Origin of the sequence: Photobacterium sp. OFAV2-7 (genome assembly GCF_022347985.1) — a bacterium.
Taxonomy (GTDB): domain Bacteria; phylum Pseudomonadota; class Gammaproteobacteria; order Enterobacterales; family Vibrionaceae; genus Photobacterium.
Map to the genome: position 1 here is coordinate 1 of NZ_JAKRFQ010000115.1, position 8,495 is coordinate 8,495.

The following is an 8,495-nucleotide window of genomic DNA, read 5'->3' on the forward strand; positions in this document are numbered from 1 at the left end:
GCCGCCAAAATCCTGCCTGATGGTTATGTGCTTGACTATACCGGTGAGTCACGGCAATTACGAGCCGAAGGGGATCGCTTTCTCCCAGCGTTCATTCTCGCTGTGACTCTGATTTTTCTTGTCCTCGCAGCTCAGTTTAATAGTTTCCGCGATCCGTTTGTTATTCTCGCAGGCTCGGTGCCTTTAGCTATGTTCGGTGCCTTGACCTTTACCTTTTTGAGAATGCCTGATCCAAATGTGTCGTTTTGGACTCATAGTTGGACTACAACCATGAATATCTACTCGCAGGTGGGGCTGGTGACTCTGGTTGGCCTGGTTTCGAAAAACGGGATTTTAATCGTTGAGTTTGCCAACAAGCTTCAGGAGCAAGGCCTGGCAAAGCTTGAGGCTGTTCATGAGGCGGCATTAACCAGACTTAGGCCAATACTAATGACCAGCGCGGCCACAATTGCCGGTCACTTCCCGCTGATTCTGGTTACAGGTGCGGGGGCAGAAGCCCGTAACTCCATCGGTTTGGTACTGGTAGGAGGGATGGCGATTGGTACCTTGTTTACCCTGTTTGTTATTCCTTCGATTTATATGCTTATCGCTCGTGATTATCGGACAGGTAGTGACTAACTGATTTGAATTTGTTTTGTGTGAATGCAAATAGGCTCAAGGCCAGATTCTAAGAATCAGGCCTTGTGTTAATTTACTGTCGGATGTTTGTCGGTAGATCTTAGAAGTCGGGGTTAAAGCTAAATTGCTGAAGCTCTTTTTCCAACTGTTTGTTATATAGCGGTAAGCAGATCCACGAATATGCTACAATCGACAGCCACGCATAACTGGTGATTAAGGACAGGTCTCCGTATCCCAAATCCGAGAGAATAGTGGCAAGTAAATTAAATAATAAATAGCCGGATATGAGCACCATACTTGATTTGATATTACTCATACCAGATAATTTGCCATTAATACGCCACCATAAGCCTAGGAACCAGTTTTTACGCATTTTAATATTGGCAAAGAGCTTTAAGGCTTCTTCTGAGCTTGGATTTTGGCAGATAGCGAACTTGGCGTGGTATGTCGCATCGTCCACATCTCCCAAAGCCAGCTGAACATTCCCCATCAGTACATTAGCGTCTTCGTCTTGGGGAGCGATTCTAAGGGCTTCGGAAGCAATTTCAAAAGAGTTCTGAAGTTCGCCTATATTATAGTAATGCTCTCCCAGAGCAGTAAGAACACTGACTGAGTCGGGGGCCAGTGATAAGGCTTGTTGAAGGCAACTTTGCGCTAGCTCTCTCTTCTCCATATCGAAATGTAGCCTGCTTTTCAACAATAATGCTTCGACTAACTCAGGTTCAAGTGCTAATGCCTCATCGCAACTATCAATTGCTTGTTTAAAATGATTGTTGCAATACTGAATATTCGCTTGTGTCATTAATAGAAAAGCGTTTTCAGGATCGAGCGAAAGGGCAATTTTCAATTCGTACTCTGCAGCATGAAGTCGTTTTTGTTTAAGGAGGCAAGCTGAAAGTAAGCCATGATAAAAGGCGTCATTAGGATTGTTGCCAAGTAGTTCTTTTAACAGTTCAATGGCCTGATCCGTTTGTCCGTAGTTGTAACAGCGCCATGCCTGCTCAAGTTTATAATCATCCATAGCGCTTATTGTCTCTTTCTAATGTAAAGGAATAAATTAAAGGCCTTTGATTGAGTAAAAGCCGCAAGGTATAGGGTAGTAAAGAGTAAGCCATTTAAGGTAATTCTTAAATATGGTGCTAACTGCTGAATATCAGCTGCATCTCCCTGTTGAGTAACATAAAAGCCAAAAGCGACCATACTAGCAAAAATTGCCAGCCCTCCGGCAACGCAGAAAAGCACCTCTTTCTTAAAACTAGCGCTTCCAAGAAGGTATCCGTTTACGCATAGCCACAGTAATGGCATCCAGAACTTTCCTCCAAGAGGTGGCGTCCAGAAAATAGGCACAAGGATCCCAGCGAAAATAATAAGAACAGGGTTAACTATGAGGTGCTCCCACTTCTTTATTTTCGGTTCATCAATAATGTGGTAACTACTGTTGTTATTTTCCATGTCTCTGTAAAAACTCCAATACCTCGTCATAACGACCACCGTCATTTGCATAACGGGCGTAGTTTCTGGCTGTAGTTAGCCACTCAGTTGTTGTTGGTTTTATATGCTTTAGTGCCTCTTTCATATGTGAATACGAAATATTGACATCTTTCTCCAGTGCAATCATTTCGTCGATTGCTTCATCGGCAGCCATGTCTATAAGGTTGGCAATATCGGCTCCGGAAAAGCTAGAAGTTTTGCTGGCAATCGCATGGGTATCAATATCTGCGTCTGTCGGTCTTTCTTGCAGGTAGTAATCCAGTATCGCTTGTCTTGCAGGCTTGTCGGGAGGTGAAACAAAGAACATACGATCAAAGCGACCGGGACGCATAAATGCCGAGTCTATCGCCCAAGGAACATTTGTTGAGGCGAGCACCAGTACACCGTCATTGTTTTGTGCGAAACCATCAAGCTCGGTGAGAAACTGGCTCACAATGTGGCTTGCACTTCCTTTGCTGTGTTCACGTTTTCCGGCAAGGGCTTCAAGTTCATCAAAGAACAGAACGCAAGGTGTATTGCTGCGTGCCTTTTCAAAAATAGCATGAAGCTTTTGTTCTGACTCACCGATATACATATCTAGTACATCAGAGATATCGATATTGTAAAAGGTGGCGTTGCATTCACCTGCCGTAGCTCTGGCCAGAAGAGTTTTACCACAGCCCGGAGGGCCATATAATAAAACACCACCACCAACACGTTTCTTAAAACGTTGAAAGATCCCCGGCTTGTGAAAGGGCAGGATAATCTTCTTGTGGATTTGTTTTTTTATGTGGTTAAGACCAACAACATCTTTGAAGTTGGTACTTTTCTCACGGTAGTGGTCGAGATCGGTGATTTCAGCAATATCGATTTTTTCTACTACTCGCAGTTTTGCCCGCTCTTGTTCATGTTGCGCGGTTAAATCTTGAGCATGCTCGATATTCAGCGCTTCATTGAGTTGTTCGTTCTCATAGTCAGGGGAGGTCTTCAATATATTTACGTACAAAAGGCGAGCACGCTCCTTCTCACCTGATTCAAGTAAGATCTCTACCTGTCTAATAGCTTGATAGGGTTGAGAACTGTCTAGCAGTTCAACGGCATCTTGATATTGCTTCTTTTGGAATAGGAAATCAGCTATCGCCACTGCATCACCATCGTTTAGCGGCTTTGGGAGATAATCGATGAAGTCAGCAATATCGTTGTTTTCGTCTTCGAGTGAGTGTAGCACGATGACTTTGGCCAACTCTGAGGAGGGAGCTACGCTAAACGCCGATTTGAGACTTACAAGAGTGGTATTATCCAAACTTTAACTCCGTGTATGAGGTGTAGTTATTAGTTCAACTGTCTAGAATGATGGGCAAGTTGCATGGCTGGCAGTATACCACTTGTTCATGCCATTGAATATGCGAATGTTTTTGGGTTTTGAGGTACACCTTGCGCTAATCTGAACCATCAGCTGCTGAATATTGCCAGCAACTATAAGTTAATGCTTCAGCTGTCCGAGCCTGGTTATTTCTACCATTATGATTAATAGATATGAATTACCATAAGAACGGAAGAGACTATGAAAACCTTCCTGTTAATCGTCTATTTGCATGCCACAAGCGGTCAGACATCGTCAGCGCTGACCAGTGTGGATGGTTTTACATCTAAAGAAAGATGCGAAACGGCAGCAACTCAGGTTAAGCAAGCAGTACTGAAGAATAACCGGTATTGGTTAAGCAAAAACAGTATCGGGCATAGCTGTATAGAAATAATTAAATAGTTGCCCTTGCTTTCGGTTGTGGGAAGTAAATTGTGTTCAGCCATAGATGATAGTTAATAACCGAATGATAACTACGATTCTGTTATCGTATGAAGAATTGCAAGTTGAGAAAATGCACAGGTTAGTTGAGGAATTAAATGATTGTTCTGATGGTTGAAGATGACAAGGTCTTGTCATCGGCGATAAGTGATTATTTGGCGCTGGATAATATCGAAATTGATTACGCGTTTAACGGTGAATCAGGCTTAAAGCTCGCGACCCAAAATCATTATGACGTGATATTGCTCGACATTATGCTTCCGAAGCTAAACGGATTAACTGTGTGTCAGGCGCTGCGAAAGCGGGGTGTGTCTACGCCTGTATTGATGATGACAGCGCGAGACAGTCTGAATGATAAGCTGGAAGGTTTCAGTGCGGGAACTGACGATTATATAACCAAGCCGTTTGCGATGGCAGAGCTTTATGCTCGTTTACATGCGTTGGTAAAAAGAAGCAAAGGGCAGGTAGCCAGCAAGTTGCAAATAGAAGATCTCACCTTGGATCTAGATAAGCATCAAGCTTATCGCAGTGAGACCCTGTTAGAGCTGTCTCCTTTGAGCTGGAAGCTGTTATTGACCTTGGCACAGCATAGTCCTTCTGTGGTAACCAAAGAAGAATTAGAACAAGAAGTGTGGGGAGAAGAGACCAACGCGAATAACCTTAAGGTGCAAATTCATAAGTTGAGGCAGTCAGTAGACAGGCCATTTCATACACCGTTAATTCATGCTGTCCCCCGAGTCGGTTTTGTACTGAAAGGTGAAAATTGATGCCGAGTATTAAACGGGAAGTCTATAAGTTACTGGGTGGATTTGTTGTTTTACTAATACTTCTGTTTGCGTCGCTGATGTTTATCAATGTGAAGTATGGCATCAGTACTGACACCAAAAACATGCTCGTATATCAGGGAGCCTTGCTTGAGCAGTCGTATAAGTCTACAGGTTCGCTTCCATCGTTGGTCAATAGTGAAATTCTGAGTGTATACAAAGAAGTAGAAGACATTCCAGCCTATATAGCTGACGGCTTCCCATGGCCTGAGATGGAAGTGGCAAGCTTGGAAGAAAAGCCACTTTACGATGATTTAGGTAAAGCTCGTTATGTTTATGCGATGAAATACACCATAAAAGGACTGAGCACGCCCATTTATATCATTTCAAGCTACGATGATGATTTAGAGAAGAAAATACAATACGAGGCATCGATTCGCGAAGGTAACTTGTTCTATATTGCATTGGGTATCGGCATGATTATTTTAACAATTTTGTTGTTTGTAAAAGTGCTGTATTGGCGATTGTTGAGTCCTGTTGAAACCCTTTTTGACTGGGTGAACAGCTTAGATGAAGAAAATACGCCATCAAGTAAGCGCCTCAAGTACATAGAACTAGTTCAATTAGTCGAAGAGCTAAAAAATAATATTATAAAACAAAAGGAGTTCATCGATAGGGAAGGGTTCTTTTTGCGAACAATCAGTCATGAGCTGCGAACACCTATAGCCATTATTTCAACAAGTGGTGAGTTACTGGAGCGGCTGTCACTAAGAGATGCTATTGCGCAGCGTGCAACCGATAGGATCATGTACGCTGTCGATAATATGAAAACACTTGTTCAAACACTACTTTGGATTTCAAGAAAATCTGATTGTCCTCTACCGGTTACAGAAATAGATATCCAGGCGATGATCCGAGGGCTCGTCGAAGACAATAAGTACTTGTCACAGGATAAAGATATTGAGTTCAACTTGGATAAGCTTGCCACTGGTGATGTGATCCTTGATAACTACGGCACCGTTCATCTAGTGCTGATCAACCTTATTCGTAACGCCATTCAATACACTCATCAAGGATGTATTACTTTTGAAAGTCACTTACACACAGTCACTATAACGAATCCCGTTCATGAAGATATATATGACCAGAAGGTAGAGTCATCTTATGGCATTGGATTGTACTTGGTAGAGAAGATCTGTGAGGCCCAAAACTATAGCTTTGAAATAATGACAGAAACTAACACGGTTAGAGCAAGGGTATCTTTCATTCCATGATAACCGATTGATAACTGCGTCAGGGTTAGACTGAGTGGCATTGAAGTGAGCATCATGCTCTCTGCATTGATACAGAACTAACCATGTCAGATATCTAAGAGGAATCAAGATGACATTATCCAAAGCGTTGAAAGGGCTACTGCCGATACTCAGTGTCTGTGTACTTTCAGTGTGTAACATAGCCAATGCCAAGCATGCAGAATACGACTATGTCGTTGTCGGTGCAGGAGCCGCAGGGCTATCAGCGGCGTTCACTCTTCATCAATCCAATGAAAACTATATTGTCTTTGAGAAAAACAGTCGAGCTGGTGGGATTGCAGAGAATGGCCGCAGAGGCCGTTTTCATTATGCGAAGGGGACAGAGTACTTAGGAGAGCCCTATGGCGCTTTAGCAAATATAATTGAGAAACTGGACATACCTATGGTGGAGATACCAATGCCAATGGATGCCAGTCATTTCGAAGGAAAAGCATACATAGGTGATCATAATATTACTGAGTTAACGGCTAAACAGGCTGGTAACCAAAACTTTATCCATTTTTTGAAAATGCTGAAAGAAGCAATTGATAATGAATCTGTAGAGTATTGGAAACAGCTGGATAATATTACAGCGAAGCAATGGTTAGATGATAATGAAATTTCGCCATTTATTCAGCGTCGATACAATGTAATGGCACGTGGTCTTTTTGGTGCCAACCTGAATGATATCTCGGCGCTTAGCCTAATTCCTGAGGCTGCATTTGATTATGTAGGAACAAGTTCATTTGAAGACCTTTTCCAGCCTTCAGAAAATTCAGGCTCGTGGACATCTGTTCACGGGATTGCAGCGATCACTGATGCGATAGCCTCGGAGCTTGGTGAGCATATTAAGTACAATTCAACAGTTAGCAGAATCACCAAACATGGTAGTAAGTTCAAGATCATGGTGAACAACAAGGGTACAGAGTCTGTTGTTATTGCCGACAAGGTTATTGTGGCAACCCCTTCACCTGTCACGCAATGGATCGCCAAAGATGTGCTTACCCCCCGTCAGAAGGAACTATTAAGTGAGGTTGAATATGCTCAGTACATTACAGTTGCTCTGTTTTCCGAGACACCCATATTTAACAAAGCCTTTGATTTAGCAATCCTTGATGGTGATATCATCACAGACCTTTATGATGCTACTTGGGTAGAGCGCCATTACACACCAGGCCTAAAAGACGTTAAAGAATATATTGCCAGTGCTTATCTTGCCCCCAGAGGTGTTTCGGACAAGTCATTAATGACCTTAAGTGATGGGGAAATAATGAATATCATCGAAACCGAGCTTGCCACGATTGTTCCTGGTATCAAGAGCAAGATTAAGGGGTATGACATTAAACGCTTTATGTACGCATATCCGGTAATGAGTCCGGGGGCTTACGGACGTCTGAATGAGCTAAAGAAAAGCTTTGATGGCATATATTTAGCTGGTGATTACATGGAGTATCCGACTATAGAGTCAGCGTTTAACTCTGGAACCGATGCTGCTAAAAAAGCGATGAAGCATGCTAGGGGTAAATGATGCCATGAAGAGCGAGCATATGGTGAATACGCATCTTGTGGGTAGACTGAGATTCGAAAAATACAGTAATCAGCACTTTACTAGCTGTGTCGAACTCATCAAGTCTACCTGGAATTTCCACATTGACTTTATAAATATACCTGATGACAACATCGTTTATGAGTATTACTTCAAAACATGCTTAAATTGGAATCAGCACCTTGATGTTATTGTCGATGAGAATGGCAATGTGAAAGGATTACTTTTTGCTAGCAAGGAAGACTCATCAGTATTTAAAGAGTTGGTATATCTCAGGAAAGAAAGGCAAATTAAGAAGTGGAAAAACAAGAAAATAAGACTTGGTGCTTTTGGTGATCGAGATAGAGCCGAGCAGTTGTTAGAGAACTTTGCATTTAACGATCATCAAGGTGAAATTGATGCTGAGTACTTTGACAGTGAGGTAAACTTATTCATTGTCAGCCCTGAACTAAAAGGTAAGGGGCTTGGGCGAAAACTTATGGATCGCTATATGCATTTTTGTCGAGAGAACGCCATAGAAACAGCTTTTCTCTGGACAGATATGGATTGTAATTATTCTTTTTACAATAAATATGGTTTCAAAATTCACAAGAAATTCCATTCATCAAAGCAGAGGCATAGCGCTAAAGGCGTGGAGGATGGGATGATATTTTATATAGATGTAAGTAAGGTGTCGTCACTAAATTAATCTATTATCTATTCATTTACAGGCGGTTTTACCGGTTCTATTTGTTTTAGAAACTTGAACAGATCACTTTCTGTGGAGAGTATCAACGTAGTTTCCTTGGATAGAATAGAGCGGTAGGACTGCATTGTACGAGTAAATTCATACAAGCTTACGGCTTGTGGATTTTGATTGTATGCCCGAGCATAGATATTTGCAGCCTTGGCGTCGGCCAAGCCCCGTATTTCTTCTACCTTACGATAAGCTTCAGATTGGATCTTATTTAAATCACGGACCCGGTTTCCCCGGATTCTTGCAGCTTCACCTTTACCTTCGG

At 42.2% G+C, this 8,495-nt stretch carries 9 protein-coding genes and 1 pseudogene; 6 read left to right on the top strand and 4 right to left on the bottom strand.

Annotation, left to right across the window (positions count from 1 at the left end):
• Positions 1 to 618: efflux RND transporter permease subunit (locus MHN01_RS08955; protein ID WP_239411040.1), on the top strand; the 618-nt coding region annotated here is incomplete at its 5' end.
• Positions 619 to 718: 100 nt separating this feature from the next.
• On the opposite strand, the gene MHN01_RS08960 is transcribed toward MHN01_RS08955, so the two are convergent.
• The 3 genes from MHN01_RS08960 to MHN01_RS08970 are packed head-to-tail and all read right to left on the bottom strand — an operon-like array spanning position 719 to position 3,391.
• Positions 719 to 1,639, bottom strand: a complete 921-nt coding sequence (locus MHN01_RS08960; protein ID WP_239411041.1) for a lipopolysaccharide assembly protein LapB — start codon at positions 1,637 to 1,639, stop codon at positions 719 to 721.
• A gap of 5 nt (positions 1,640 to 1,644) precedes the next feature.
• The gene (locus MHN01_RS08965; protein WP_239411042.1) at positions 1,645 to 2,070 is read right to left on the bottom strand and encodes a hypothetical protein; all 426 of its coding nucleotides are present in this window, start codon (positions 2,068 to 2,070) and stop codon (positions 1,645 to 1,647) included.
• A complete protein-coding gene (locus tag MHN01_RS08970; RefSeq protein WP_239411043.1) occupies positions 2,060 to 3,391 on the bottom strand; it encodes a 26S protease regulatory subunit in 1,332 nt (443 codons plus the stop codon). The genes MHN01_RS08965 and MHN01_RS08970 overlap by 11 nt, the downstream gene beginning before the upstream one ends.
• Before the next feature lie 261 nt (positions 3,392 to 3,652).
• On the opposite strand from MHN01_RS08970, the gene MHN01_RS08975 reads away from it, so the two are divergent.
• From MHN01_RS08975 to MHN01_RS08995, 5 genes are all read left to right on the top strand, one after another.
• The gene (locus MHN01_RS08975) at positions 3,653 to 3,853 is read left to right on the top strand and encodes a hypothetical protein (RefSeq protein WP_239411044.1); all 201 of its coding nucleotides are present in this window, start codon (positions 3,653 to 3,655) and stop codon (positions 3,851 to 3,853) included.
• 137 nt (positions 3,854 to 3,990) lie between these two features.
• Entirely contained in the window at positions 3,991 to 4,659 is a 669-nt protein-coding gene (locus tag MHN01_RS08980) for a response regulator transcription factor (RefSeq protein WP_239411045.1), read from the top strand.
• Positions 4,659 to 5,930 carry a HAMP domain-containing sensor histidine kinase gene (locus MHN01_RS08985; protein ID WP_239411046.1) on the top strand — a complete coding sequence of 424 codons (1,272 nt, stop codon included), beginning with the start codon at positions 4,659 to 4,661 and terminating at the stop codon, positions 5,928 to 5,930. Before MHN01_RS08980 ends, MHN01_RS08985 begins: the two co-directional genes overlap by 1 nt.
• 109 nt (positions 5,931 to 6,039) lie before the next feature.
• Complete coding sequence (locus MHN01_RS08990) at positions 6,040 to 7,476, top strand: FAD-dependent oxidoreductase (protein ID WP_239411047.1); 1,437 nt, start codon at positions 6,040 to 6,042, stop codon at positions 7,474 to 7,476.
• Positions 7,460 to 8,182, top strand: coding sequence for an N-acetyltransferase (locus MHN01_RS08995; protein ID WP_239411048.1), 723 nt, complete (start codon positions 7,460 to 7,462; stop codon positions 8,180 to 8,182). The genes MHN01_RS08990 and MHN01_RS08995 overlap by 17 nt, the downstream gene beginning before the upstream one ends.
• An 8-nt stretch (positions 8,183 to 8,190) precedes the next feature.
• Here the strand turns inward: MHN01_RS08995 and MHN01_RS09000 are convergent.
• Positions 8,191 to 8,495 (bottom strand): annotated as a pseudogene (locus MHN01_RS09000) (protease modulator HflC); the annotation flags it as partial.